Here is a 23,123-nt window from a genome sequence, read left to right as displayed (position 1 = left end):
CTCCTTACTTGAGAGCGCCGGCGGACAGGCCGCGCTCGAAGTTCTTCTGCATGAGGACGTAGGCGAGGGTCGTCGGGATCGCGGTCATCACCGCGGCGGCGAGGATCTTCGTCTGGTCGTTGGAGTACTGGCCGATGAAGAACTGGGGCAGCAGCGTCACCACCTGGTTGGAGCGGTCCTGGAGGAACACCAGAGGGAGCAGGTAGCTGTTCCAGGCGTTGATCAGCGTCAGCACCACGATTGCCGAGGCGATCGGCCTGGTCAGCGGGAGGATCACGTGCCAGAACAGCTGGGGGACGTTGGCCCCGTCGATCCGGCTCGCGTCCATCAGCTCCGAGGGGATGCCGTCATAGAAGTTGCGGGCCAGCAGGATCGCGAACGGCAGCTGCAGCGCCGCCAACGGCAGGATCACCGCAAAGAGGGTGTCGTACATCTGCAGCTTGGTGAACGTCACGAACAACGGCGAGAGCAGGATCACCTCGGGCAGCGTGAGCGCCACGATCATCATCCAGAAGTAGATCTCCTTGCCGCGGATCCGCAGCTTGGAGAAGCCGAACGCGGCGGTCATCGAGCCCACGTACACCAACGCGATGACCGACATCGACAGCAAGATCGAGTTCTTGAAGAACGTCGGGACCACGCCTGTCTGCCAGACCACCACGAAGTTCTGGAAGCCGACCCCCGCGAACGCACCCTTGACCATCTCGACCAGAGGCAGCAGGAACGGCAGGGTCATCAGGGCCAGCACCAGCTGGAGCAACATCCGCGAGCCGCGGTGTCGGACCTCGAACATCTACTCGCCCGCCCTCCTGCGATTGGCCCGGCCGATGATGATCGCGCCCGCGATCGCCAGGACCAGCAGGACGATCGAGATCGAGGCCGCATAGCCGATGTGGGCCTGCCGGATGCCTTGTCGGTAGATGTACGTGCCCAGGAACTCCGTGGAGTGGTAAGGCCCGCCGGTGGTGACCAGGTAGGGCACGTCGAACGTCTTGAGGGCGCCGATGAAGCTGAGCATCGCCAGCGAGACGGTGGTACCGCGGCAGGCAGGCCAGACGACGTACCACAGGGTCCGGATGTTGCCGGCCCGGTCCAGCCGGGCCGCCTCGATGATCTCCGGCTCGATCTGGCTCATCGCGGCGTAGTAGAGGATGAACCAGAGCCCGGTCCACTGCCAGATCGTGATCATCATGATCACCGTGAGCGCCGTGCCGGCGTCGGCGAGCCATGGGTGAGCCAGCGCGTCCAGCCCGACGGCCCGCAGGATGTTGTTGACCATCCCGTCGTCGGCGAAGAACAGCCGGAAGACCGGCGCCATGGTGGCTGGCGCGAGCACCGTCGGGATGAAGATGATCACCTTGTGCAGCGTCGCGAGCCTGACCCGCGAGTGCATGATCGCCGCGAGGGTGAAGCCCAGGAACGTCTGGACCACGAAGGTGACGGCCCAGAACACCGCGGTGTGGCGCAGCGAGGCCCAGAACACGGGGTCGGCGAGCATGTCGGTGTAGTTGCCCAGACCGACCGCGACAGCCGTGGGGGACAGTCCGTCCCAGTCGAGGGTCGAGATGTAGACCGTGTAGCCCACCGAGTAGTAGATGAGTCCGGCCACGAAGACGAAGGCCGGCAGGATCCACGGCAGCCCGTTGAGCCGGTTCCTGCCCCGAGTGGTGGGGGAAGGATGGCGGCCCGGCCGGGTACGTACCGGCTCGGCGGCCGTCGTCGACTTCGTCGTCATCACATGCCCTTCGTCCCGGCGCGGGGTGGGGCGCAGCCGTGGCTGCGCCCCACCTGCCTCGCTCAGCCGACGCTGTCCTGCGCCTGCTGCAGCTCGGCCGTCGCCTGCTCCGGCGTGGCGTCACCGGCCGCGACCTTGGCCAGCGCATCCATGAGCGCCTGGTTCATGTCGGCGTTGATGGTCGCGAACCGCGGGGCGTCGGTGACCGCGGAGGCCCGCTGGACCAGGTCCTTCATCGGGGCTTCCTGCGCGTCGGGGTTGACCAACGTGACGTTGTCCCAGTTCGGGGTCACCGACTTCAGCGCCGGGATGAGGTTCAGGCTGTCGGCGATGGCCTGCTGGCCCTTCTCCGACGTGCCGAGCCAGACCGCGAACGTGGTCGCGGCGCCCTTGTTGGCGGAGTTCTTGCTCACGCCCTGGCCGTAGTCGACGTCACCGAAGAGACTGCCGGTGTTGCCGGTGCCCGCGATGTCAGGGAAGTCGATCGGGAGCATCGTGAACGGGTCCTTGGTCGAGCCGGCGGCCTCCATCGCGGAGCGCATCACGTCCGGGATCAGGTACTGCGAGTACCAGGTGCCCATCATCACCATGGCGGCCTTCTGGGACATGAACGCGTTGTTGGCCTCGGGGTACTGCATCATCCCGAGGGCGCCAGGCTGCATGATCCCCTCGTCGAACAGCTTCTTCCACAGGCCGAAGGCCTCGACGAGGCTCGCGTCGGTCCACGGCACCTCACCGCGGGTGGCCTTGACGAACGTGCCGGGGGACACGTTGTCGGCGATCGCGTGGATCGTGTCGATGTTGAACGCACCCTGACCGGCGCCCTGCACGAAGCAGGTCACGCCGTTGGCCTCGAAGGTCTGGCAGACGTTCTTCCAGGACTCCCAGTCGGTCGGGGCGGACAGCCCGTACTCGTCGAACAGGTCCTGGTCGATCCAGATCGTGCCGGAGAACACCGCGCCGGCGGCCAACGCCTTCAGCTCGCCGTCCACGGTCAGCGCGTTGACGCCGGTGGGGGAGAGCTTGTCCTTCCAGTCCGGGCCGAGCGCCTCCTCGACCGCCGGGGTGAGGTCGATCGCGTTGCCTCCGAACACCGCGACGCCGCCGTTCGCCGAGCCGGCGGACATCTGGTACACGTCCAGGCCGGTGTTGTTGCCCAGTGCCGGGCGGATCGCGGCGTCGTAGTCGGCGATCGAGGTCTGCTTCCAGGTGACCTTGATGTCCGGGTAGTCCTCGTTGAACGCGGCGATGTACTGCTCGTTGACGGGCGACCCCGGGGTGTAGCCCCACCAGACGATCTCGCCGGACGTCGCCATCTCGGCGCTGCCGCCGTCCGACGATGCCGACGGGGCGCTCCCCGAGGTGTCCGCGCAGGCCGCCAGGGCGACCATGGCGAGCGCCGCCCCAGTTGCGATGGTGGCAGTCCTCGGCCTTCCTGCTCCGGTTCGTAGCGACATCTGGCTAGCCCTCTCTGTTCTCATCATCGAGATAGGTCACGCAGCTGATCTGCGGTCGCGCGGAGGGCGATTCCCCAGGCCGGGACTCGCCTCTGGAGCGGCTCACGACAAAGAAAGTTGCGTGCGGACTTTCAGCAAGACCTCACGCTAGTGTTCCGTCTTCGGGCGGACAAGAGCCGCGGATAACGATGTGGTCTCATCGACTGCCGAGCACGTGACGCGGTCGGCCGAGCGGCTGGCACAGTCGGCGGGGGCCGACGGTGTGGCCGCGCTTCGCCGTCCTCGGCGCCCGCGCCCTACCGGTCGCCGGCGGTCAGGGACTGGTCTCGCGCCGCGGTCGACGCACGCAGCACCAACGAGGTGGCCAGCTCGACGCGTGGGTTCGGCCGGATCCCGCCACGGGAGAGCTCGATGACCATCCGGGTGGCCTCCCTGGCCATGGCCGCCAGCGGCTGGCGCACCGTGGTGAGCTGCGGGGAGATCCACTGGCACAGCTCGACGTCGTCGTTGCCGACCACGGACAGGTCCTCCGGGATCCGCAGGCCACGGTCGCGTGCGGCGAGGTACACGCCGTAGGCCTGCTCGTCCGAACCCGAGATGATCGCGGTCGGCGGGTCGGGCAGGCTCAGGAGCTCGGCGCCGAGGCGGCGCCCACCGCCGACCAGCGAGTCGCCGTGCCGCACCAGCTCGGGGTCGACCGGGACCCCGTCGCGCCGCAGGGCAGCCTGGTAGCCGTCCAAGCGGTCGCGGTGGCAGATCTGCTGGATGGGCCCCGTGATGAAGCCGATGCGGCGGTGGCCGAGACTCAGCAGGTGGTCCGCCGCATCGCGTCCACCGGCCCAGTCGGTCGCAGCCACCGTGGGGAACGGTTGTGCTCCACCGCCCACCGGGTCGACGAGCACCACCGGTACCCGTAGGCGTTCGAGCTCCTCACGTCCGGCGGGGAGCAGCTCGGAGACGACGAGGACGATGCCGTCCGACCCGCGTCGCGCCAGGTGCTCGACCCAGTCCGGCGTGCCGATGGGCCGGCCGTCGGTCGTGGTGACGACCATGTCCGCCCCGTGCCGTGCCGCCTCGGCCTGGGCGCCGCGCAGCAGTGCGCTGGCCCACTGGGACTCGAGGCTCGAGATCACGAAGTCGACGAGCCCACTTCCTTGCGCCGGACGCCCGCGCCTCTCGTACCCGCGTTCCTCGAGCAGCCTCTCGATGGTCTGGCGCCTCGCGGCGGAGACGCCCTTGCGACCGTTGAGCACGCGCGAGACCGTCGGCACGGACACGCCCGCGGCCGCTGCGATGTCCGCGATCGTGACGTTGGTGCTAGCCATGGGGCCCCTCCCGCTGGTCCGTGGCGCGGACGCCGTCGTTCCCATGCTAGTCGTGCCGGAAATTCTCGACGAAACTTGCTCACGCTGGCGCCTGAGTGATGGCCCCGCGACCGACGGTCGGCCCACCGCCCCCATGGAGCGGGCGAGGGGCATGGGGATGTCAGAGAACGACCGGGTGAGTCACGAGGGTCTGACCATGGCCTCAGCCTGGTCAGACCCTCGTTCGGTGCTCCCGCGACTGGACTCGAACCAGTAACCCTCTGATTAACAGTCAGATGCTCTGCCGATTGAGCTACGCGGGATCGCGGAGCGCCATGCTACCGGATCGGCAGGGGTTCCCAGGACATGAGGGCCAGACCGGTTGATGCCGCGTTCCTCCGGCCGATAGAGGGGTGATGTCTGCCGGGGAGGTGCACGTGAACGCGCAGGTCGAGGCTGTCGTGTACGTGCTCACCATCGTGGTCGTGGCCGCATTGGTGGGTACCGTGCTGCGCCGGGTTCGCCGATCGACGAGGCGGTCGGCGTTCGTCATCGTCCTGGTCGGCGTCGCGGCATGGGCGGCCTCCGACGTCGTCGCGGTGCTCGCCGGGGGCCCAGCGCCGGGTCGTGCGCTCGGTGGCGTGGCGGTCTCGGGTGCCACCGTCGTGGCTGCGGCGGTGGGCCTGGCGGCAGGCATGTCCGACGCGACCTGGCGGCCCGGGTGGCGCGCGCGTGTCGCGCTGTCGGTGCACCCCGCCGCGATGCTGGCACTCGCCGTCACCGATGGCCGGACCCACCTCCTGCTCAGTGCGGACGGTCGGTCGTTCGGCCCGGGGTTCTGGGCTCACGCCGTCGTCTCGTTCGGCTTGCTCGGTGTGAGCGGGTTTGCGATCGCACGACGACGCCGGACGGCCCCGGTCCTGCGAACCCCGCTCGTATCGGCCGCGCTGGCCGCCTGGGCAGTGCCTGCGCTGGGTGCCGGCGTAGGTCTGGTGCTCGGCCCCGGTGGCCCTGACCCCGTGGCCCCCCTGCTCGCGGCGAGCGGGCTGCTCGCGGGGGTGCTCCTGCGGCGGGGCCTGGACCGGGTCGTGCCCGTGGCCCGTGCGCAGGTCTTCGAGGTGCTGGCGGACGCGATCCTGGTGCTGGACCCCGACGGTGTGCTCGTGGACGCGAACCGGGTTGCGCGGGAGCTGCTCGGGAACGGCCGGCCCGTGGGACGTTCGCTGCGGTCGTCGTCCGCGGCCCTCGCTGATGCGGTGGGGGCGGGCCCCGGAGAGTATGTGGTCGAGGTCGGCGCAGGGCGACGGGTGCTGGAGGTGAGCAGCGCACCGATGACGGACCACCTGGGGCGCCTACTCTGCCACCTGGTGGTGCTGCGTGACGTGAGTGCCGCTGCGGAGAGCCGGGCCAGACTGGCACGCGCTCACGAGGAGCTGGCGCACGCGGTCGCGGCCGGTGACCGGCTCCGGGCGGAGCTGGCGGAGCGGGTGCTGCACGACTCGGCCACGGGCCTGCGCAACCGCCGTTACCTGTCCCAGCGGCTGCCGGCACTGCTCGCGCGGGGCGAACGCGTCGCAGCGATCATGGTCGACATCGACCACCTCAAGCGGGTCAACGCCACGTACGGCCATGCCGCCGGTGACCGTGTCCTGGTCGCGGTGGCCCAGGTGCTCGCATCCCGCGCACGGGCGGCCGGTGGCGAGGTCGTCCGGTACGGCGGTGCGGAGTTCCTGGTGCTGCTGAGCGGGGTCGAGCCGGAGGGTGCGCGTGCCGTGGCGGAGGAGCTGCGACACGGCTGCGCGCGGCTCGCGGTCCCGGCCAGGGAAGGCATGGTGGAGATCACCGTGAGTGCCGGCGTGGCGACGTGGTGCGCGCGGGCCGACGACGGCGACGCGCTGCTCGACGCCGCTGACGCCGCGCTGCACGAGGCGAAGCGGACCGGGCGGGACAGGACGGTCTGCGCCGAGCGTGCAGTCGTGCCGACCCAGCGCAGTGACCGGCCGTCCGGACTAGAGCCCCGCGGCTTCTCGTACCCGCGCCTCGGCGGCGTCGACCACCTGGGCCACAGCGGGGTCTGACAGGTCGACGCGGCCGTTGCCGATGACCTGGCTGAACAGGGCGCCATCCGCGGACCTGCGCAGCGCGACGCGGAGCTTGCGGTCGCCCGGGACGCTCACGGTCTCGGCGAGGACGACGGAGTTCTGGACACGGTCGTGCACCACGCGGGGGAGCCTGCTGCCGGCGTCGACGACGAACCGGGCGGGCGGCGTGCCGTCGACCCAGCGGATCTCGAGCTCGCCGGAGTCGCCGTCCAGACTCGCCCCGTCGACGTCCGTCCAGCGGCGGTGCAGGGCCGTACCGTCACGCAGGAGGTGCAGGCCCGACCGTGTCGCGACTGCCCAACCACCCTCGAACGGCGCGAAGGTCAGGGCCGGCTCGTCGAGGTCGAGCGCGGTGCGCACCTCGTCGGGCACGTGCAGGGGCATGCGGGCCATGGCCCCAACCTAACCCGGGCCCGCAGGGGGGCGTCACCAGGTCGAGTCGCCGCGGATCACCGCGTCGCTGCCGCCGTCCACGAAGACGACCTGGCCGCACAGGTGCGTGTTCTCCTCGCCTCCGAGCCAGGTGAGCAGTCGCGCGACGACGATGGGTTCCGCGACGCCGTTGAGCGGCATCGGCACCATCTGCAGGAGCTGGGTGCGGGCTTCCTCGGTGGCGATCATGTCGGCCGTCATCGGCGTCGCGATGATCCCCGGTGCCACCGCGTTGAGCGGGATCGAGGCCCCGGCCCACGCCTCGGTCGCGGCAGACCGCCGGACCCACTGCGCGAATGCCTTCTTGGTCGAACCGTAGATCAGGGCTCCGGTGGTCTCGGGCTCGCGGGCGAGGACCGCGGCGCGTGCCAGGGCTGCCGGTTCGTCGCCCGCCGCCATGGCCGCCACGAGCTCGTCGTCCACGGGCATGAGGCTCGCCATCGAGGACACGCCCACCGCGCGCGGCGACGCCGACGTCGTGAGCATCGGGCGCAGCCCTTCGAGGGTGGCGACCATGCCGAAGAAGTTGACGCCGACCGTCGCGGGGACCGGCGTCGCCAGCCCCGCGATCGCGTACACGGCGTCGAGCGAGTCGGTGAGGTCCGCGACAGTGCCGACCAGGGCGCGTCGGCCGTCGGCCGTCGTCAGGTCGACCAGCACGTCCGCGTCGTGCAGGTCGACACCGATGACGCGTTCTCCGCGGGACTCGAGCAGCTCCTTGGTGGCCTTGCCGATGCCCGATGCTGCACCGGTGACCACAGATGTCCGTGCCATCCCAACCTCCTCGTCGGTGACACCCCCGGGGGTATGTCCATCCTTGGCGGGTCGGGTGTCACGGTCAAGGGCGCCCGGCCCGGTAACCTGACCGATCACGGGCCAGTAGCTCAGCCGGTCAGAGCAGCGGACTCATAATCCGTCGGTCGCGGGTTCGAGCCCCGCCTGGCCCACCGGTCCACGTCCACCAGCCGTCGCATCACGCGGACGTGCCCGGATGAAGGTCCGGTGAGTGCGGGTCTCCTCCTCGCGATCCCTGCAGCGAGGTCGATCCTGCTCGGCGCCGAGCTCTCGTTCATGGGGTCGGAGACGTTGAACACCGGGCGCAACTACCACTGGTTCGACGCGCAGAGCCTGCACGCGTCAACGTGGAGACTTCGGCGCGAATACCGGAAGCGCGACGCCGGCGATCGGTTCTTCGCCCCGCACCTGGTGTGAGCCCGGGGCCGGCGCTCTGGGTCGCCGGCCGGCAACGGCGCGCCGGTGACCCGGGTGCGCTGCCGGCGGCGGCAGCCTTCACGAGCACGCCTGGTTGGACGTCCCCGCCTCCGCCCCCGTCACGACGTTGTCGCAGCGCACCACGTTGCCGGTGCTCGAGGCGTCCTGGATGCGGAAGCCGTACCCGGTGGCGTCGACCTGCGCCCGGTTTCCCGTGAACACGTTGCGCTCGCCCCAGCCGGGGGCGGCGACGTGGGTCTGGAAGCCGTCGCGCAGCGCGTGCGTGCCGTCGTTACCGGCGATGGTCCAGGCGTTGCCCTTGACGTCGACCCAGGAGTCCGCGCCGTTGAGACCGGACATGCCCGTCCCGTCGAACACGTTGTCCCGCAGCACGCCCCCGGTCGTGCCCTCCTTGATGTCGATGTTCTCGGCACCCGTGGCCCACACGTGGTTGCCGATCAGCTCGTTGCGGTCGCTGGCGTCGGGCGCGCCGCCCGAGTACCGGTCCCAGTTCGACACCGCCGAGCCGACGTAGATCCCCTCGCCGTACTGCGGGGCCACCAGCCCCGTGTCGTGCACCGAGCACCCGCGTACCACGTTGTCGCTGGAGGAGGAGCGCAGGTGGATGGCCTCCGCCCCGATCTGGGACACGTCCAGCCCGTCGAGCACCGTGTGGGCGGTGTCGTCCAGCATCACCCCCTTGCTCGCCGCGCGGACGGAGAACCCGGTGAGCGCCCAGTGGTCCGCGCCGTCCAGGTGCAGGGCGTAGTGCCCGTCGGGTCCGCCGCCCTCCACGACGGCCGCGGCCCCGCCGCGCAGCGTGCACGGTTCCGCCGCTGTGCAGGCCGTGGTGATGGTGAACGGGTGAGTGCTGGTGTAGACGCCGTCCGCCAGCACGATGGTGGTCCCGGGCCGCGCCTGCGCCAGCGCGTCATCCAGCTCGCCGCTCGTGCTCACCGTCACCGGGGTGGCGCCGTCCGCAACGGGAGTCAGCGTGCTCTCGCCGGGCGCGTAGCCCTGCTCATCGACCACGGTGGGCACTGCAGCAGCCTCGGTGAGCTCTCCCAGGGCACCCTGCTGCTCGCCGGGACGGTCGGGGACGGTCACCGTCGTGCCCTCCCCGCCGCCCGTGGGGCCGGCCGCGCTCGTTGGCACCGGTGGTGCAGGAGCGGTGGGCCCTGGCGTCTGGCGGTCCGTCGGCGGGGGCGCCGGGTCGGCCCGCTGCGCGGGGGTGGGGACAGCAGCAGCCTGCCGTTGGACGGCCGCTGGCACCGCGGCGGGGGTCGCGGCGGCCGCCGTCGCCTCGATCGGGCCGGTCGCCACGGAGACGAGACCGGCGAGGGCGACCGGAAGGGCAAGGAGAGCGGCGAACCGCAGTCGAGGATGACGCATCGCCTCGGCGATCGTCCGGGACGCGGCGAACCTGAGGTGTTTCGGGAGATCGAGCCGGTGGGGGCGGCCGCCGATCGAGAGGTGCGGCCCCTCAGCCGCCGTGCGGAGCCGTGAGCAGGGCGGCGGCGAAGAGCAGCATGCCGAGGGCCATGCCGGCCACGGCCCACCGGAACAGCCGGCGCTCGCCGACGTGGTCGTCCGCCTGACCACGCCGGAAGGCGAGCACGAATGCGACGGCGCCGCCGAGCGTGCCGACGGCACCGAGGGCCGTGAGGATCACACCGACCCGTTGCCCCGCGCGGCGCTGCCCGACTGGCGGACTGCGTCGCCGATCTTCTCGGTGACCTCGGGTGCCACGTCCTGGACGAACGAGCTGGCCCGCTGGCCCACGTCGGCGACCTTCTCCTGCACGCGCGGGTCGTCCCAGACCCGCTTGGCCGAGGCGGTGATCCGGTCGAACTGCTCCCGGCCGGCCCGGGTGCCCAGGACGTAGCCGATCAGGCCTCCCGCCAGGAAGGCTGCCTTGCTGCGCATCGCGATCCTCCTTCGCTCGGCGACCCAGCCTAGGGCGTGCCGCGCCGGACGGCCGTGCGGACGCGGGCGGCATGGGAACATGGGGCCATGGCGATGCGAGAGATCCGCGTGGTGGGCGACCCCGTGCTTCGCACCCCGTGCGAGCCGGTCACCGAGATCGACGACCGGGTACGCGGTCTGGTCGACGACCTTCTCGAGACGGTCGACCACGAGGGGCGGGCGGGCCTGGCCGCCAACCAGATCGGCGTGAGCCTGCGCGCGTTCTCCTGGAACATCGAGGACGAGGTCGGCTACGTCCTCAACCCGGTCCTGGTCGAGGTCTCCGAGGACGAGTACCAGGAGGGTGAGGAAGGCTGCCTGTCCGTGCCGGGCCTGTGGTATCCGACGCGCCGAGCCTGGTACGCGCGCGTCGAGGGCATGGACCTGGACGGATCGAAGGTCGTCGTCGAGGGCACCGAGCTGATGGCACGCGCCCTGCAGCACGAGTGCGACCACCTGGACGGCACGCTGTACCTCGACCGCCTCGAGCGCTCGGTGCGCAAGAAGGCGATGCGCGCCATGCGCGAGCAGCTCGGCTGAGGACCGCCGATTCGGCGCGGCTGCTGGCGTCCCGGCGAGCCATCGGGCATGCTGGGCGCGAGCACCGCGAGTGCGCGCCGGTGACCTCCACGATCGAGGGCGTAGGGGAAGACGACCCCCGATCCAGGAGGACAAGATGGCGAGCCTGACGCGCGGTGTGTTCTTCGTGCACTCAGCGCCCCGCGCCCTGTGCCCCCACATTGAGTGGGCGGCCGGCGGGGTCTTGGGCGTGCGCCTGTCGCTGGACTGGACCCCGCAGCCGGCCGACCCCGGCACGTACCGTGCCGAGGCGAGCTGGCAGGGTGGGGCCGGCACCGGGGCGCGTCTGACCTCCGCACTGCGCGGGTGGGCCCACCTGCGCTACGAGGTCACCGAGGAGCCCAGCCATGGGGTGGACGGCGGCCGGTGGTGCCACACGCCCGAGCTCGGCATCTTCCACGCGCCCATCGACGTGCACGGCAACACCATGCTTCCCGAGGACCGCATCCGGGCCGCCATGGAGAGCCCTGACATGCTGCACGAGCTCGACCTGGCCCTCGGCCGGGCGTGGGACGACGAGCTGGAGCCGTTCCGGTACGCCGGGGCCGGGGCGCCGGTTCGTTGGCTGCACCGGGTCGGGTGAGAGTCAGCCTTCGTCGTCGCCGTTCTCCGACTTGCGCAGCCGCTCCTCGCGTTCCCGCAGCTGCGCCTCCCAGTCCTTGAGCATCTGCTCGTGCTTGGCGTCCGACGCGCGCAGGCCCGCGAGGAACTCCGGATCGTCGTCGGGTCCGCGCGGCGAGCGCTCGTACTCGGGGGACCCCGCGGTCCGGGTTGCCGGCCACGGCACGGGCCGCGGCGCGCCGGACGTCGGGCGACCAGCGATCAGGTAGACGATCGCGCCGACCATCGGGACCAGCACGATGAGCACGACCCAGGCCCACCGCGGCAGGTTGCGCACGGCGTCGCCGGCCTGCACGCAGTGCACGAGGGCGTAGATCATCAGCACGAGCTCGATGATCGCCAGGAAGCGCAGCACGGTGGTCCTCCAGAGTTCTACCGTCGAGCGTACCCGCGGGGGACGCCTCAGGCGCTGGTGACCACCAGGGCCACGTTGTGGCCGCCGAAGCCGAACGAGTTGTTGATCGCCGCGATCGGACCGTGCGGGAGCTCCCGCGGGTTGTCGCGCACCAGGTCCAGGACCAGCTCGGGGTCGGGCGAGGTCACGTTGATCGTGGGCGGGGCGGTGCGCTCGCGCAGTGCCAGGATCGTGAAGATGGTCTCCAGCGCACCGGCGCCGCCCAGCAGGTGGCCGGTCATCGACTTGGTCGCCGAGAGCCGCACGTGGTCCGCGTCGGCCCCGAGGACCTCGCGGATGCTGCGGGCCTCGATGAGGTCCCCGACGACCGTGGAGGTGGCGTGCGCGTTCACGTGCACCACCTCGGACGCCGCGACCTCGGCGTCGGCGAGCGCGGACCGCATGGCCGCGATCTGGCCGCGGCCGCTCGGCTCGGGGGAGGTCATGTGGTAGCCGTCCGAGGACAGACCGATACCGGCGATGCGACCGTGGACCGTGGCCCCGCGGGCTGCGGCGTGCTCGGCGCTCTCCAGGACCACGATGCCCGCGCCCTCGCCGAGCACGAAGCCGTCACGTTCGGTGTCGTAGGGACGCGAGGCGCCCTGCGGGTCGTCGTTGCGGGTCGACAGCGTTCGCGACGCGGCGAACGAGGCGATCGGCATCGGGTGGATGGCCGCCTCGGTACCGCCGGCGACCACGACGTCGGCGCGGCCCGAGCGGATCATCTCAGCGGCGTAGCCGATGGCCTCGGCACCCGAGGCGCACGCCGACACCAGCGCGTGCGCGCCGGCCCGGGCGCCCAGCTCGAGCTCCACGTAGGCGGCCGGGGAGTTCGGCATCAGCATCGGCACCGTCATCGGAAGGACGCGGCGGGCGCCCTTCTCGCGCAGCGTGTCCCACCCCTCGAGCGTCGTCCAGATCCCGCCGATGCCGGAGGACACCACGGCGCCCAGCCGCTCGGGCTCGACGTCCGGGGCTCCGGCATGGGCCCACGCCTCGCGGGTGGCCACGATCGCGTACTGCGCCGAGGGGTCCATCCGCTTGATCTCGGGCCTCGGGAGGACGTCCGCGGCAGGGACCGCGAGCGTCGCCGCGAACGTCACCGGCAGCTGGTAGGTCTCCACCCACGCCGGGTCGAGCGGCCTGGCGCCGGAGGTCCCGGCCAGCACGGCTTGCCAGGTCGAGGCGACATCCCCGCCGAGCGGGGTGGTGGCGCCGAGTCCGGTGACGACGACGTCTCGCATGGGGGATGACCTCCAGGGGTGGTGGGCGCGGCCGCCCACGGGTGGCCCGCCCCGTCGATCGACGGGGCGGGGCTCAGCCGATGGTCAGGACTGGGCGCCGTTGATGTAGGAGACGGCGTCGCCCACGGTTGCGAGGTTCTTGACCTCGTCGTCCGGGATGCGCACCGAGAACTTCTCCTCGGCGAGCGTGACGATGGTCATCATCGACAGCGAGTCGATGTCCAGGTCGTCGGTGAACGACTTCTCGGTCGAGACGGAGTCGGCCGGGAGCCCGGTCTCCTCGCTGACGATCTCGGCCAGCCCGGCCAGGATCTCCTGCTCGCTGTACGCCATGGAGCGCTCCTTGATGGTGGGGAGGACGACGACCGGACGGTCGCCGCGGAACTACGGGAGGACGACGACCTGGGCGGCGTAGACAAGCCCCGCGCCGAAGCCGATCTGCAGGCAGAGGTCGCCGCTGTGGGCCTGGCCCTCGCGCAGCAGACGCTCGACGGCCAGCGGGATGGACGCGGCGGACGTGTTGCCGGTCTCGGCGATGTCCCGGCCCACCACGACGCCCTCGGGGAGCCCGAGCTGCTTGATCATCTGGTCGATGATCCGCATGTTGGCCTGATGCGGGACGAAGACCTGGATGTCCTGCGGCGTCAGCCCCGCGGCCTTGATCGCCTCCAGGGCGACCGGCGCCATCTGCCACACCGCCCACTTGAACACGCTCGCGCCCTCCTGGCGCAGGGTCGGCATCTCTCCGGCCGCGACGGCCTCGGGCAGCGACAAGGTCTGGGTGATCAGTGGCGCCTTGCTGCCGTCGGAGCCCCAGACGGTCGGGCCGATGCCGGGGGAGTCCGACGGCCCGACCACGGCAGCGCCGGCGCCGTCGCCGAGCAGGAAGCTGATGGACCGGTCGGTCGGGTCGATGAAGTCACTCATCTTCTCCGCGCCGATCACCAGCACGTGCCGGGCCAGGCCCGAGCGGACCATCGCGTCGGCCTGCCCGATGCCGTAGCTGTAGCCCGCGCAGGCCGCGGAGATGTCGTAGGCGGCCGCGGGCGTGGCACCCAAGCGGTCGGCGAGGATCGCAGCCGCGGACGGGGTCTGGTGGAAGTACGTCACCGTGGACACCAGCACGACGTCGAGGTCCGCACCGGTGAGCCCGGCGGCCTCGAGCGCGGCACGGGCGGCCTGCTCCGAGAGGTCCAGGACGTCGGTCTCGGCGCCTGCGCGACGTCGGGTGGCGATGCCGGTCCGCTGCCGGATCCACTCGTCGGAGCTGTTGATGGGCCCGGCGACGTCGTCGTTGGTCACGACGTTCTCGCCGCGCACCCCGCCCAGGCCGAGGATGCGCGAGTACTGGGGCCCGCTTGCCTGCTGGAGCGTGGTCACGCGATCTCCTTGTGGGCGTGCCGGGTGATGAGGTCGTGCGCGGCGAGAAGGTCGTCGGGCGTCTTCACCGCGACCGTCTCGACCCCGGGCAGGGTACGCCGGGCCAGGCCGGTGAGCACGCCCGCTGGTGCGAGCTCGACCAGCCCCGTCACGCCCAGCTCGACCAGACCCTCGCACACCAGGTCCCACCGCACCGGGGCGACCACCTGCTGGACGAGCCGGTCCAGCGCGGCGCGCCCGTCCGCCGGCATCGCGCGCCCGTCGAGGTCGGAGAGCCAGGGGAGCGCCGGTTCGGCGGCGTCCGTGGCGGCGGCCGCCGCACCGAAGGGCTCAAGCGCCGGCTCCATGAACGGCGTGTGGAACGCACCCGCGACCTGCAGCGGGATGACCCGGGCGCGGGCCGGTGGCGTGTCGGCCAGCGAGGCCAGCGCCTCCAGGGTGCCTGCGGCGACGACCTGGCCCCCTCCGTTGACGTTGGCGGGGTGGGCGCCGGCGGACTCGATCGCGGCCAGCACGTCGGACATGTCACCGCCGACGACGGCGCTCATGCCGGTGGGGACGCGCGCTGCGGCGTCGGCCATGGCTCGGGCGCGCGCACCCACCAGGGTCACGGCCCGCGGTCCGTCCAGGACGCCGGCGACGACCGCTGCGGCGAGCTCACCCACCGAGTGCCCCGCCGTCACGCCCACCAGCTCGGTGGCCGGGCGGCCGTCGAGCACGGCCTCGAGGGTGAGCAGCGACGCGGAGACGATGAGTGGCTGCGCGACCGCGGTGTCCCGGATGGTGTCGGCATCGGAGGTGGTGCCGTGCGCGAGCAGGTCGACCCCTGCGGCCCGGGACAGCTCGCCGAGCCGCTCAGCGAGCGACGGCAGCTCGAGCCACGGCGCGAGGAACCCGGGGGTCTGAGAGCCCTGTCCAGGGCAGACGATGGCGAGCACCTGCCCACTCTGCCCGCCCGAGTCCGGTTCTCCGGCCGACGACGGCCACAAAGAACCTGCGGCTCGTTGTGCGGAACCTACAACCCGTGCTCAGCATCGTCGGGCGTCTTCCAGCCTGCCCACGGCCAGCGCCGTCGCCAGGACGTAGCTCTCGCGTGCGTCGAGCGGGTCCCAGCCGGTGACCTCGGCAACCTTGCGCAGCCGGTACCGCACGGTGTTGGGGTGCACGTACAGCACGCGTGCCGCGGCCTCGAGGGACCGTCCGTGCTCGACGTGCGCCGCGAGCGTCTCGAGCAGGGAGCCGCCGGACTCCCGGAGCGGTCGATAGGCCTGCGTGACGAGCCGCTCCCGCGCCATGGCGTCCCCCACGAGCACCCGTTCGGGCAGCAGGTCGTCGGCCATCACGGGGCGTGGGGCGGACGGCCACGCGGGTGCGGCGCTGAGCGCGGCCAGTGCCGCGGTCGCGGAACGGCCGGCCTCCCCGATGCTGGGCACCGCCGGGCCCAGCACCACGGGACCCGGACCGAACCGGGGCGCGATGTCGGTCGCCGCGACCTTGAGGTCGGCCTCGCCCCCGAGGACCACCACCAGCCGGTCGCCCTGGATGCCCACGAGGGCGTCGCCCGCCGCGCGTCGCGCCGCGCGCCGCAGCTCGCCGACCTGCGGTTCGTCCAGGTGCCGGTCCGAGGTACCGGCCATGACGAGGACGGACCCGTGTCCGGACCAGCCCAGGGCGGACACCCGCGAGCGCAGGGCGTCGTCGTCGTCGCCGCGGACCAGGGCGTCGACGACGAGCGCTTCCAGGCGGGCGTCCCAGGCACCGCGGACCTCGGCGGCCCGGGCGTAGACCTCCGCGGCGGAGAAGGCGACCTCCCGCGAGTATCGGAGCACCGCCTCGCGCAGGTCGCGCTCCGAGCCGGGCGCTGCGAGACGGTCGCTGTGGTCCTCGACGACCTCGACGATGACGCGCACCAGCTGCAGGGTGTGCTGCAGAGAGATCGAGCGCGTCAGCTCCGGTGGCGCGGCCGCGAAGATCTCGCCTGCGCCGTGCGGGGGCGTGCTCGGGTCGGAGAACCACGAGGTGAAGCTGGTGATCCCGGCCTGGACCACCAGGCCCACCCAGGAGCGGTCCTCGGCGGGCAGCGCGCGGTACCAAGGGAGGCTCTCGTCGAGCTTGCGCATGGCCGCCGCGGACAGCAGGCCCGTGCCGTCGTGCAGCCGGCGCAGCGTGTGGGAGTCGCGGTGCGCCGTTGTCGCCATGCGCGCAGCATACGGCTCCGTGCTGCGGCCGGCGCAGCGTCGGTTGTGGGCTGTCCACAACGCGGAGGGGCGGTGCGGCGGGTGGGACGCGGAGGGTCGCAGAGCACGGAGCCGACGTTCGCACCGCGTGCTGAGGCGGTCCGGCGGCTAAGGTCGGGGGCATGGCTCTGCTTCAACGCCTCCGCAGGCTCGTGCTGGGGCCACCGTCGGCGTCCACCGTCGGCACCCGGCGACCGAGCTCTGCGCCGCGGCCCGAAGCCAGCGCGGAGGACCGCCTGCGCGCCAAGCTGGTGGACGACCCGAACGACGCGCGGTCCTTCGCTGCGCTGGTCGAGGTGGTGCGTCGGCGGGCCACCGAGACGCCGGAGGAGGACCCCCTCAGCGCGCCCACCGAGCCCGAGGAGCGGCGACGCGCGGGCGATCTCGCCGTGTGGTCGCTGGCCGAGGAGCTGGCCGGCAACCCCAAGGCGTGGTTCCCGCTGATCGAGCTCGCCCGGCTCTCGGTCGACGACGACCGCGAAGGCGCGCTGCGGCGGCTGGCCACCGCGGCCGAGCGTGACCCGTCCGGCAAGGCCCTGGCGGAAGGCATGTCGGTGCTGCGTGAGGCCGGGCTGCCGGTCGAGGCGCTGGGCCTCGGTGTGGGGCACTGGCGCGTGCGCGAGCAGGACCCCGCCGTGGGTCGGCAGCTCGTGCTGGCGGCGTTGGAGGCCGAGCGCCCCGCCGAGGCGCGGCACCACCTCGACTCGCTGCGGCTGCACCCGGACGACGCCACGGTCGAGGCGCTGCGCGAGGAGCTCGAGCCCGCGATCGAGCGCGCGGAGCGGCGCACCGCGGAGTAGCTGCTCGCGCGGGCGCTGCGCTCGTCACCGTGCGGTGGCCGGTGACCGGTGTGCGGCGCGGCGCTGACGTGTGCCCGAGGTCGCCGGACCGTTGTCCCGCTAGGCCAGGTGGGTGAAGGATGGCTGCGCCTGATCCGGGCACCGATCAAAGGAGATCGATCCATGTCGACAACCACTCGACGAACCAGATCGCTCGGCCTGCTCACCGCCGCAACGCTCGTCCTGGCAGCCGCCGCGCCGGCCGCCGCCGGCGAGCACGGCGTGGGCTGGGGCGGGGGGGACCGCAGCTACGAGCTCACCGTGATGGGAACCACCGATCTGCACGGGAACGCGGTCAACTGGGACTACTTCAAGAATGCCGAGTTCGACGACTCCGCCCACGACGACGTCGGGCTGGCGAAGATCTCGACCCTGGTGAACCAGGTGAGAGCGGACAAGGGGCGGGCGAACACCCTGCTCATCGACGCCGGTGACACCATCCAAGGCACCCCGCTGGACTACTACTACGCCAAGGTCGACCCGATCACCAACGGCACCACCCATCCCATGGCCGCCGCGATGAACGCCATCGGCTACGACGCTGCCGCTCTGGGCAACCACGAGTTCAACTACGGGCTGGACGTCCTGCAGGCGTTCAAGAGCCAGCTCGACTTCCCGCTGCTCGGTGCGAATGCGATCGACGACCGTACCGGCCGGCCGGCGTTCCAGCCCTACGTCATCAAGATGGTCCGTGCCGGACCCGGAGTACCCATCAAGGTCGGCATCCTCGGCCTGACGAACCCCGGCATCGCGATCTGGGACAAGGCCAACGTCGAGGGACGGCTGAACTTCTCCGGCCTGGTGGAGGAGGCGAAGGTCTGGGTGCCCAAGCTGCGCAAGGCCGGCGCCGACGTGGTGATCGTCGCCGCGCACTCCGGTGCGGACACCTCCTCGTCCTACGGTGACGCGCTGCCGTTCCCGGAGAACGCTGCGACGCTCGTCGCCGAGCAGGTGCCGGGCATCGACGCGATCCTGGTGGGCCACGCGCACAAGGAGATCGCCGAACGCGTGGTGGTCAACCAGCAGACCGGCAAGGACGTCGTGCTGTCCGAGCCGCTGAAGTGGGGCGAGCGGCTCAGCGTGTTCGACATCGACCTCACGCTGCACCACGGTCACTGGACCGTCGACGACGTGAGCTCTCAGGTGCTCAACGCCAACACGGTTCCGGAGGATCCTGCGATCGTGTCGCTCCTCGCCGACGACCAGCAGACCGTCGTCGACTACGTGAACTCGGTCATCGGGACGTCCACCGAGGAGCTCTCGGCGGCGACAGCGCGGTACGAGGACGCAGCCGCTCTGGACTTCATCAACTACGTCCAGGCGTCGTCGGTCAAGGCCAACCTCACCGGGGCGGACGCTGAGCTTCCCGTGCTGTCCATCGCAGCGCCGTTCAACCGGGCGGCCTCGATCCCGGCCGGTGACGTGTCGCTGCGCGACATCGCCGGGCTGTACATCTACGACAACACGCTGCTGGGCATCCGGCTCACGGGTGCAGAGGTCAAGGCCTACCTGGAGAAGTCCGCGCAGTACTTCCAGGCCGTGCCCGGCCCCGGGACCTACCCGGCCGACCAGGTCACCAACGCCGTGACGCCCACTGCCCCGAGCGGGACGCCGGACTACAACTACGACGTCATGTTCGGGCTGGACGCACCCCTGACCTACGACATCGACCTGTCCCAGCCGGTGGGGTCGAGGATCGTGGACCTCGCCTACGGCGGCGTGCCGGTCGCCGACGACGCCGAGTTCGTCGTCGCGATCAACAACTACCGCCAGTCCGGTGGCGGCGGCTTCCCCGGCGTGACGACCGCTCCGGTCGTCGACAACCGACTGGTCGAGATCAGGCAGCTGCTGATCGACTGGGTGACTGCGCAGGGGACGATCGACCCGGCCCTGTTCAGCTCGACGAACCCCGACTGGCGGCTCACCTATATGGGTGACCCGCTGACGATCACGCCGTGAACCGAGGGCCGGCCGCCACGGGTTCACCCGTGGCGGCCGGCCCGCGCCGACACCCGCTACGCGTCGCCGCCGGCCATGCCGGACGAGCCCGCGCGCACGTCGTGCAGCGAGTACTTCTCGATCGCCTGCGCGGGGGCCTCCTTGGCGACCTCGCCGCGCTGCGCGAGCATCTGCAGGGCCTTGACCACCATCGACGGGCCGTCGATCTTGAAGAACCGACGAGCCGCGGCGCGGGTGTCGGAGAACCCGAACCCGTCGGCGCCCAGCACCTCGTAGTCGCCGGGCACCCACTTGCGCACCTGGTCCGCGACCAGGTGGTTGTAGTCGGAGGTGGCCACGAACGGTCCGTTCGCGTCGCGGAGCTTCTCGGACAGGTACGCCGTGCGCCGCTCGGCCTCGGGGTGCAGGTAGTTGTGCTCGTCGGTGGCCACGCCGTCGCGGCGCAGCTCGTTCCACGAGGTCACCGACCACACGTCGGCCGACACGCCCCAGTCGGCCGCGAGGAGCTCGGCGGCCTCCAGGGCCCACGGCACACCGACACCGGAAGCCATCAGCTGCACCGTGGGCCCGGCCGCGTCGCTGCGGTGGATGCGGTGCAGGCCCCGCAGGATGCCCTCGACGTCCACGTCCTCCGGCTCCGCCGGCTGCTGCATCGGCTCGTTGTAGACCGTGAGGTAGTACATGACGTTCGGGTCGCGCGGGTCGTCCTCGCCGTACATCCGGTTGAGCCCGTCCCGGACGATGTGCCGGATCTCGTACCCGTAGGCGGGGTCGTAGTGCACCACCGCCGGGTTGGTCTGGGCCAGCAGCGGCGAGTGCCCGTCGGCGTGCTGGAGCCCCTCTCCGGTCAGCGTGGTGCGACCGGCGGTGGCGCCGACGATGAACCCGCGGGTCATCTGGTCACCGGCGGCCCAGAACTGGTCGCCGGTGCGCTGGAACCCGAACATCGAGTAGAAGATGTAGACCGGCACCATCGGCTCGCCCTGCGTGGCGTAGGAGGTGCCCACCGACTGGAAGACCGCCGCTGAGCCGGCCTCGTTGATGCCGGTGTGCATGACCTGCCCGTTCTGGGCCTCCTTGTAGGAGAGCATCAGATCCGCGTCCACCGAGACGTAGTTCTGGCCGAGCGTGTTGAAGATCTTGGCCGTCGGGAACACCGAGTCCAGCCCGAACGTGCGGGCCTCGTCGGGGATGATCGGCACGATCCGGTGGCCGAAGTCCTTGTCCTTCATCAGGTCCTTCAGGAGCCGGACGAAGGCCATCGTCGTGGCCACGTGCTGGTTGCCCGAACCCTTGGCGAGCAGGCTGTACGCCGACTCCGGCGGGAGCTTCACCGGGACGTGCTGGGTGCGGCGCTCGGGGACGAAACCGCCCAGGACCTTGCGGCGGGCCAGCATGTACTGGATCTCCGGCGCGTCCATCCCGGGGTGGTAGTACGGCGCGTTGTACGGGTCCTCGAGCTGCTCGTCGCTGATCGGCAGGTGCAGGAAGTCCCGCAGCTGCTTGAGGTCGTCCTGCTTGAGCTTCTTCATCTGGTGGGTCGCGTTGCGGCCCGCGAACGACGTGCCCAGGCCGTAGCCCTTGACGGTGTGCGCGATGACGACGGTGGGCTGCCCGGTGTGCTCCACCGCGGCTGCGTAGGCCGCGTACATCTTGCGGTAGTCGTGACCGCCGCGCTTGAGCGCCCAGATCTCGTCGTCGGTCATCTTCTCCACGAGTGCCTTGGTGCGCGGGTCGCGCCCGAAGAAGTGCTCGCGGATGTAGGCGCCGTCGTTGGCCCGGAACGTCTGGTAGTCGCCGTCCAGGGTCTCGTTCATGATGTTGACGAGCGCGCGGTCCTTGTCTGCGTTGAGCAGCACGTCCCAGCCGCGGCCCCAGATCACCTTGATGACGTTCCAGCCCGCGCCGCGGAACTGCGCCTCGAGCTCCTGGATGATCTTGCCGTTGCCGCGCACCGGTCCGTCCAGGCGCTGCAGGTTGGCGTTGATGACGAACGTCAGGTTGTCCAGGCCCTGCTGCGCGGCGAGCTGGAGCATGCCGCGGCTCTCCGGCTCGTCCATCTCGCCGTCGCCGAGGAACGCCCACACGCGCTGCTGGGAGGTGTCCTTGATGCCGCGCATGTGCAGGTACCTGTTGAACCAGGCCTGGTAGATCGCCGAGGCCGGGCCAAGGCCCATGGACACCGTGGGGAACTCCCACAGGTCCGGCATCAGGCGCGGGTGCGGGTAGGAGGACAGGCCGCCGTGCGGGCCGGACTTCTCCTGCCGGAACGCGTCGAGCTGCTCCTCGGTGAGGCGGCCCTCGAGGTAGGCGCGGGCATACACGCCCGGCGCGGCGTGGCCCTGGAAGTAGACCTGGTCGCCGCCGCCGGGGTGGTCCTTACCCTTGAAGAAGTGGTTGAGGCCCACCTCGTAGAGCGTGGACACCGACGCGTAGGACGAGATGTGGCCGCCGACCGCGACGTCCGGCCGCTGGGCACGGGTGACCATCACCGCGGCGTTCCAGCGCACCAGCCGGCGGTACAGCCGCTCGGTCTGCTCGTCGCCGGGGAAGTAGGGCTCCTCGTGCACGCCGATCGTGTTGACGTACGGGGTGGTCAACGAGGTGGGGATCGCGACGTTGCGCTCCCGCGCGCGTCGCAGCAGGGACAGCAGGACGTAGCGGGCACGCGGGCCGCCGCGCTCGTCGACGAGCTCGTCGAGGGCCTCGAGCCACTCGCCGGTCTCCTCGGGGTCGAAGTCCGGGACCTGGCTGAGCAGTCCGTTGATCAGCGGCCCGGTCGTCTCTTTCCTCGCCACCAGGGGCACCTCACCTCTCGTCCGTCCCGCGCGCAGCCGGTCGGCCGGCGGGTCTCGGCGCCGCGTGCGCGTCGTCGGCGCGAGCGCGGTCGTCCCATGCATTCTCGTGGGTCCAAAGGCCTGTGTCACACCGGGGTGCACGAACCGGACACCTGAGGTACGAGTCTGGCACTTGCCGGACTGCTGCGGGATGCTGTGGTCTTGAGCCAGTGAGTTCGTGCGACAGGCACGGCATGACCGAGAGGAACCGGCACCGGTGGGATCGACCGCGACGAACGGCGGCCTCCGCCTCGGCTTCGAGCATGGCCAGGTGGTCCAGGAATTCGGCTACGGCGACGACGTTGACGAGCAGATCCGGGCGGACATCGCGGCCGCCACCGGCCAGGACATGGCCGACGAAGACTTCGACGACGTGATCGACGCCGTGGTGCTCTGGTGGCGCGACGGCGACGGCGACCTGACGGACGCCCTGCTGGACGTGTGCACCACCCTGGACGACGGCGGCTTCGTGTGGCTCTTCACGCCGAAGACCGGCCGGCCCGGGACCGTCGTGCACACCGAGATCGAGGAGGCCGCCACGACTGCGGGGCTGCACGCGACGAGCACGGTCGCGATCGGTCCGGCCTGGTCGGGGACCCGGCTCGGGACACGCAAGGGCCGCTGAGGCCGGCCCGCCCGCGGTGTGCCGGGGGTCCCGGGGCGCTGACCTGGGCAGGTAGGCTCCGCATGGGCCTGTAGCTCAGGTGGTCAGAGCGCCGCGCTTACACCGCGGAGGTCGTCGGTTCGAGACCGGCCGGGCCCACTGCCGCCCCCCCGGGCCGTCGGCGCGAGCCGGGTGCGATCGGCTCGCGTCCGTGCCGTCGCG

The 23,123-nt window shown here is 71.3% G+C and carries 23 protein-coding genes and 3 tRNA genes; 9 read left to right on the top strand and 17 right to left on the bottom strand.

The genetic code is table 11. The features are described from left to right. Positions 1–4 precede the first annotated feature (4 nt). The 5 genes from Q6348_RS12825 to Q6348_RS12805 form a co-directional block, all read right to left on the bottom strand. Positions 5–793: a carbohydrate ABC transporter permease gene (locus Q6348_RS12825; RefSeq protein ID WP_304601666.1), complete on the bottom strand. Its 789-nt coding sequence runs from the start codon at positions 791–793 to the stop codon at positions 5–7. Next, the gene (locus Q6348_RS12820; RefSeq protein ID WP_304601665.1) at positions 794–1,735 is read right to left on the bottom strand and encodes a carbohydrate ABC transporter permease; all 942 of its coding nucleotides are present in this window, start codon (positions 1,733–1,735) and stop codon (positions 794–796) included. A 62-nt stretch (positions 1,736–1,797) separates the two neighbouring features. Next, positions 1,798–3,126 (bottom strand): ABC transporter substrate-binding protein, encoded by a 1,329-nt coding sequence (locus Q6348_RS12815; RefSeq protein ID WP_304601664.1) that lies wholly within the window; start codon positions 3,124–3,126, stop codon positions 1,798–1,800. A gap of 362 nt (positions 3,127–3,488) precedes the next feature. Further along, on the bottom strand, positions 3,489–4,517 hold the full coding sequence (locus tag Q6348_RS12810; protein ID WP_304601663.1) for a LacI family DNA-binding transcriptional regulator: 1,029 nt from the start codon (positions 4,515–4,517) through the stop codon (positions 3,489–3,491). A gap of 229 nt (positions 4,518–4,746) precedes the next feature. Next, positions 4,747–4,819: transfer RNA gene (locus tag Q6348_RS12805), tRNA-Asn, on the bottom strand. Between the two features lie 93 nt (positions 4,820–4,912). Between Q6348_RS12805 and Q6348_RS12800 the strand changes: the two genes are divergently transcribed. Further along, positions 4,913–6,574, top strand: coding sequence for a sensor domain-containing diguanylate cyclase (locus tag Q6348_RS12800; protein ID WP_304601662.1), 1,662 nt, complete (start codon positions 4,913–4,915; stop codon positions 6,572–6,574). Here the strand turns inward: Q6348_RS12800 and Q6348_RS12795 are convergent. After that, positions 6,506–6,991 (bottom strand): hypothetical protein, encoded by a 486-nt coding sequence (locus Q6348_RS12795; protein ID WP_304601661.1) that lies wholly within the window; start codon positions 6,989–6,991, stop codon positions 6,506–6,508. The genes Q6348_RS12800 and Q6348_RS12795 overlap by 69 nt on opposite strands. 33 nt (positions 6,992–7,024) lie before the next feature. Next, positions 7,025–7,804 carry an SDR family oxidoreductase gene (locus tag Q6348_RS12790; protein ID WP_304601660.1) on the bottom strand — a complete coding sequence of 260 codons (780 nt, stop codon included), beginning with the start codon at positions 7,802–7,804 and terminating at the stop codon, positions 7,025–7,027. A 99-nt stretch (positions 7,805–7,903) separates the two neighbouring features. On the opposite strand from Q6348_RS12790, the gene Q6348_RS12785 reads away from it, so the two are divergent. Both Q6348_RS12785 and Q6348_RS12780 read left to right on the top strand, forming a co-directional pair. Beyond that, positions 7,904–7,977 (top strand) — tRNA-Ile (locus Q6348_RS12785). Between the two features lie 55 nt (positions 7,978–8,032). Next, positions 8,033–8,242 carry a hypothetical protein gene (locus tag Q6348_RS12780; RefSeq protein ID WP_304601659.1) on the top strand — a complete coding sequence of 70 codons (210 nt, stop codon included), beginning with the start codon at positions 8,033–8,035 and terminating at the stop codon, positions 8,240–8,242. Between the two features lie 78 nt (positions 8,243–8,320). Here the strand turns inward: Q6348_RS12780 and Q6348_RS12775 are convergent, their stop codons facing one another. From Q6348_RS12775 to Q6348_RS12765, 3 genes are all read right to left on the bottom strand, one after another. Beyond that, positions 8,321–9,349 (bottom strand): right-handed parallel beta-helix repeat-containing protein, encoded by a 1,029-nt coding sequence (locus tag Q6348_RS12775; protein WP_304601658.1) that lies wholly within the window; start codon positions 9,347–9,349, stop codon positions 8,321–8,323. Positions 9,350–9,725: 376 nt separating this feature from the next. Further along, entirely contained in the window at positions 9,726–9,914 is a 189-nt protein-coding gene (locus tag Q6348_RS12770) for a hypothetical protein (protein ID WP_304601657.1), read from the bottom strand. Continuing rightward, positions 9,911–10,168 (bottom strand): YtxH domain-containing protein, encoded by a 258-nt coding sequence (locus Q6348_RS12765; protein WP_304601656.1) that lies wholly within the window; start codon positions 10,166–10,168, stop codon positions 9,911–9,913. The genes Q6348_RS12770 and Q6348_RS12765 overlap by 4 nt, the downstream gene beginning before the upstream one ends. A gap of 87 nt (positions 10,169–10,255) precedes the next feature. Here Q6348_RS12765 and def point away from each other — a divergent pair, with 87 nt between their 5' ends. Together def and Q6348_RS12755 are read left to right on the top strand one after the other, a co-directional pair. Continuing rightward, positions 10,256–10,747, top strand: coding sequence for a peptide deformylase (def, locus tag Q6348_RS12760; RefSeq protein WP_304601655.1), 492 nt, complete (start codon positions 10,256–10,258; stop codon positions 10,745–10,747). A gap of 136 nt (positions 10,748–10,883) precedes the next feature. Further along, positions 10,884–11,369 carry a DUF3145 domain-containing protein gene (locus tag Q6348_RS12755; RefSeq protein WP_304601654.1) on the top strand — a complete coding sequence of 162 codons (486 nt, stop codon included), beginning with the start codon at positions 10,884–10,886 and terminating at the stop codon, positions 11,367–11,369. A 3-nt stretch (positions 11,370–11,372) separates the two neighbouring features. Here the strand turns inward: Q6348_RS12755 and Q6348_RS12750 are convergent, their stop codons facing one another. The 6 genes from Q6348_RS12750 to Q6348_RS12725 form a co-directional block, all read right to left on the bottom strand. Further along, on the bottom strand, positions 11,373–11,762 hold the full coding sequence (locus tag Q6348_RS12750; protein WP_304601653.1) for a PLD nuclease N-terminal domain-containing protein: 390 nt from the start codon (positions 11,760–11,762) through the stop codon (positions 11,373–11,375). Between the two features lie 47 nt (positions 11,763–11,809). Then, positions 11,810–13,045, bottom strand: a complete 1,236-nt coding sequence (locus tag Q6348_RS12745; protein WP_304601652.1) for a beta-ketoacyl-[acyl-carrier-protein] synthase family protein — start codon at positions 13,043–13,045, stop codon at positions 11,810–11,812. Between the two features lie 84 nt (positions 13,046–13,129). Beyond that, positions 13,130–13,378, bottom strand: coding sequence for an acyl carrier protein (locus Q6348_RS12740; RefSeq protein ID WP_304601651.1), 249 nt, complete (start codon positions 13,376–13,378; stop codon positions 13,130–13,132). Between the two features lie 51 nt (positions 13,379–13,429). Further along, on the bottom strand, positions 13,430–14,425 hold the full coding sequence (locus Q6348_RS12735; RefSeq protein WP_304601650.1) for a beta-ketoacyl-ACP synthase III: 996 nt from the start codon (positions 14,423–14,425) through the stop codon (positions 13,430–13,432). Next, positions 14,422–15,363 carry an ACP S-malonyltransferase gene (locus tag Q6348_RS12730; protein ID WP_304601649.1) on the bottom strand — a complete coding sequence of 314 codons (942 nt, stop codon included), beginning with the start codon at positions 15,361–15,363 and terminating at the stop codon, positions 14,422–14,424. Before Q6348_RS12730 ends, Q6348_RS12735 begins: the two co-directional genes overlap by 4 nt. Before the next feature lie 90 nt (positions 15,364–15,453). Then, positions 15,454–16,623, bottom strand: a complete 1,170-nt coding sequence (locus Q6348_RS12725) for a PucR family transcriptional regulator (protein ID WP_304601648.1) — start codon at positions 16,621–16,623, stop codon at positions 15,454–15,456. A 161-nt stretch (positions 16,624–16,784) separates the two neighbouring features. On the opposite strand from Q6348_RS12725, the gene Q6348_RS12720 reads away from it, so the two are divergent. Next, complete coding sequence (locus tag Q6348_RS12720) at positions 16,785–17,462, top strand: hypothetical protein (RefSeq protein ID WP_304601647.1); 678 nt, start codon at positions 16,785–16,787, stop codon at positions 17,460–17,462. Between the two features lie 162 nt (positions 17,463–17,624). Then, positions 17,625–19,460 (top strand): bifunctional metallophosphatase/5'-nucleotidase, encoded by a 1,836-nt coding sequence (locus Q6348_RS12715; protein WP_304601646.1) that lies wholly within the window; start codon positions 17,625–17,627, stop codon positions 19,458–19,460. Between the two features lie 56 nt (positions 19,461–19,516). Here Q6348_RS12715 and aceE read toward each other — a convergent pair whose 3' ends face one another. Next, positions 19,517–22,258 carry a pyruvate dehydrogenase (acetyl-transferring), homodimeric type gene (gene aceE / locus Q6348_RS12710; protein ID WP_304601645.1) on the bottom strand — a complete coding sequence of 914 codons (2,742 nt, stop codon included), beginning with the start codon at positions 22,256–22,258 and terminating at the stop codon, positions 19,517–19,519. A 256-nt stretch (positions 22,259–22,514) separates the two neighbouring features. Here aceE and Q6348_RS12705 point away from each other — a divergent pair, with 256 nt between their 5' ends. Together Q6348_RS12705 and Q6348_RS12700 are read left to right on the top strand one after the other, a co-directional pair. Further along, the gene (locus Q6348_RS12705) at positions 22,515–22,922 is read left to right on the top strand and encodes a DUF3052 domain-containing protein (RefSeq protein ID WP_304601644.1); all 408 of its coding nucleotides are present in this window, start codon (positions 22,515–22,517) and stop codon (positions 22,920–22,922) included. Between the two features lie 64 nt (positions 22,923–22,986). Next, positions 22,987–23,060, top strand: a tRNA-Val gene (locus tag Q6348_RS12700). The last annotated feature ends 63 nt before the right edge of the window (positions 23,061–23,123 follow it).

This window comes from Actinotalea lenta (genome assembly GCF_030586465.1).
Lineage (GTDB): Bacteria > Actinomycetota > Actinomycetes > Actinomycetales > Cellulomonadaceae > Actinotalea > Actinotalea lenta.
The sequence above is the reverse complement of the archived record's forward strand: the minus strand, read 5'-3'. Positions and strand labels throughout refer to the sequence as shown.

Coding starts and splice junctions, on each gene's coding strand:
- Q6348_RS12825 (WP_304601666.1), bottom strand. CDS start 793: ATGTTCGAGGTCCGACACCGCGGCTCGCGGATGTTGCTCCAGCTGGTG.
- Q6348_RS12820 (WP_304601665.1), bottom strand. CDS start 1,735: ATGACGACGAAGTCGACGACGGCCGCCGAGCCGGTACGTACCCGGCCG.
- Q6348_RS12815 (WP_304601664.1), bottom strand. CDS start 3,126: ATGGTCGCCCTGGCGGCCTGCGCGGACACCTCGGGGAGCGCCCCGTCG.
- Q6348_RS12810 (WP_304601663.1), bottom strand. CDS start 4,517: ATGGCTAGCACCAACGTCACGATCGCGGACATCGCAGCGGCCGCGGGC.
- Q6348_RS12800 (WP_304601662.1), top strand. CDS start 4,913: ATGTCTGCCGGGGAGGTGCACGTGAACGCGCAGGTCGAGGCTGTCGTG.
- Q6348_RS12795 (WP_304601661.1), bottom strand. CDS start 6,991: ATGGCCCGCATGCCCCTGCACGTGCCCGACGAGGTGCGCACCGCGCTC.
- Q6348_RS12790 (WP_304601660.1), bottom strand. CDS start 7,804: ATGGCACGGACATCTGTGGTCACCGGTGCAGCATCGGGCATCGGCAAG.
- Q6348_RS12765 (WP_304601656.1), bottom strand. CDS start 10,168: ATGCGCAGCAAGGCAGCCTTCCTGGCGGGAGGCCTGATCGGCTACGTC.
- def (WP_304601655.1), top strand. CDS start 10,256: ATGGCGATGCGAGAGATCCGCGTGGTGGGCGACCCCGTGCTTCGCACC.
- Q6348_RS12755 (WP_304601654.1), top strand. CDS start 10,884: ATGGCGAGCCTGACGCGCGGTGTGTTCTTCGTGCACTCAGCGCCCCGC.
- Q6348_RS12745 (WP_304601652.1), bottom strand. CDS start 13,045: ATGCGAGACGTCGTCGTCACCGGACTCGGCGCCACCACCCCGCTCGGC.
- Q6348_RS12740 (WP_304601651.1), bottom strand. CDS start 13,378: ATGGCGTACAGCGAGCAGGAGATCCTGGCCGGGCTGGCCGAGATCGTC.
- Q6348_RS12725 (WP_304601648.1), bottom strand. CDS start 16,623: ATGGCGACAACGGCGCACCGCGACTCCCACACGCTGCGCCGGCTGCAC.
- Q6348_RS12720 (WP_304601647.1), top strand. CDS start 16,785: ATGGCTCTGCTTCAACGCCTCCGCAGGCTCGTGCTGGGGCCACCGTCG.
- Q6348_RS12715 (WP_304601646.1), top strand. CDS start 17,625: ATGTCGACAACCACTCGACGAACCAGATCGCTCGGCCTGCTCACCGCC.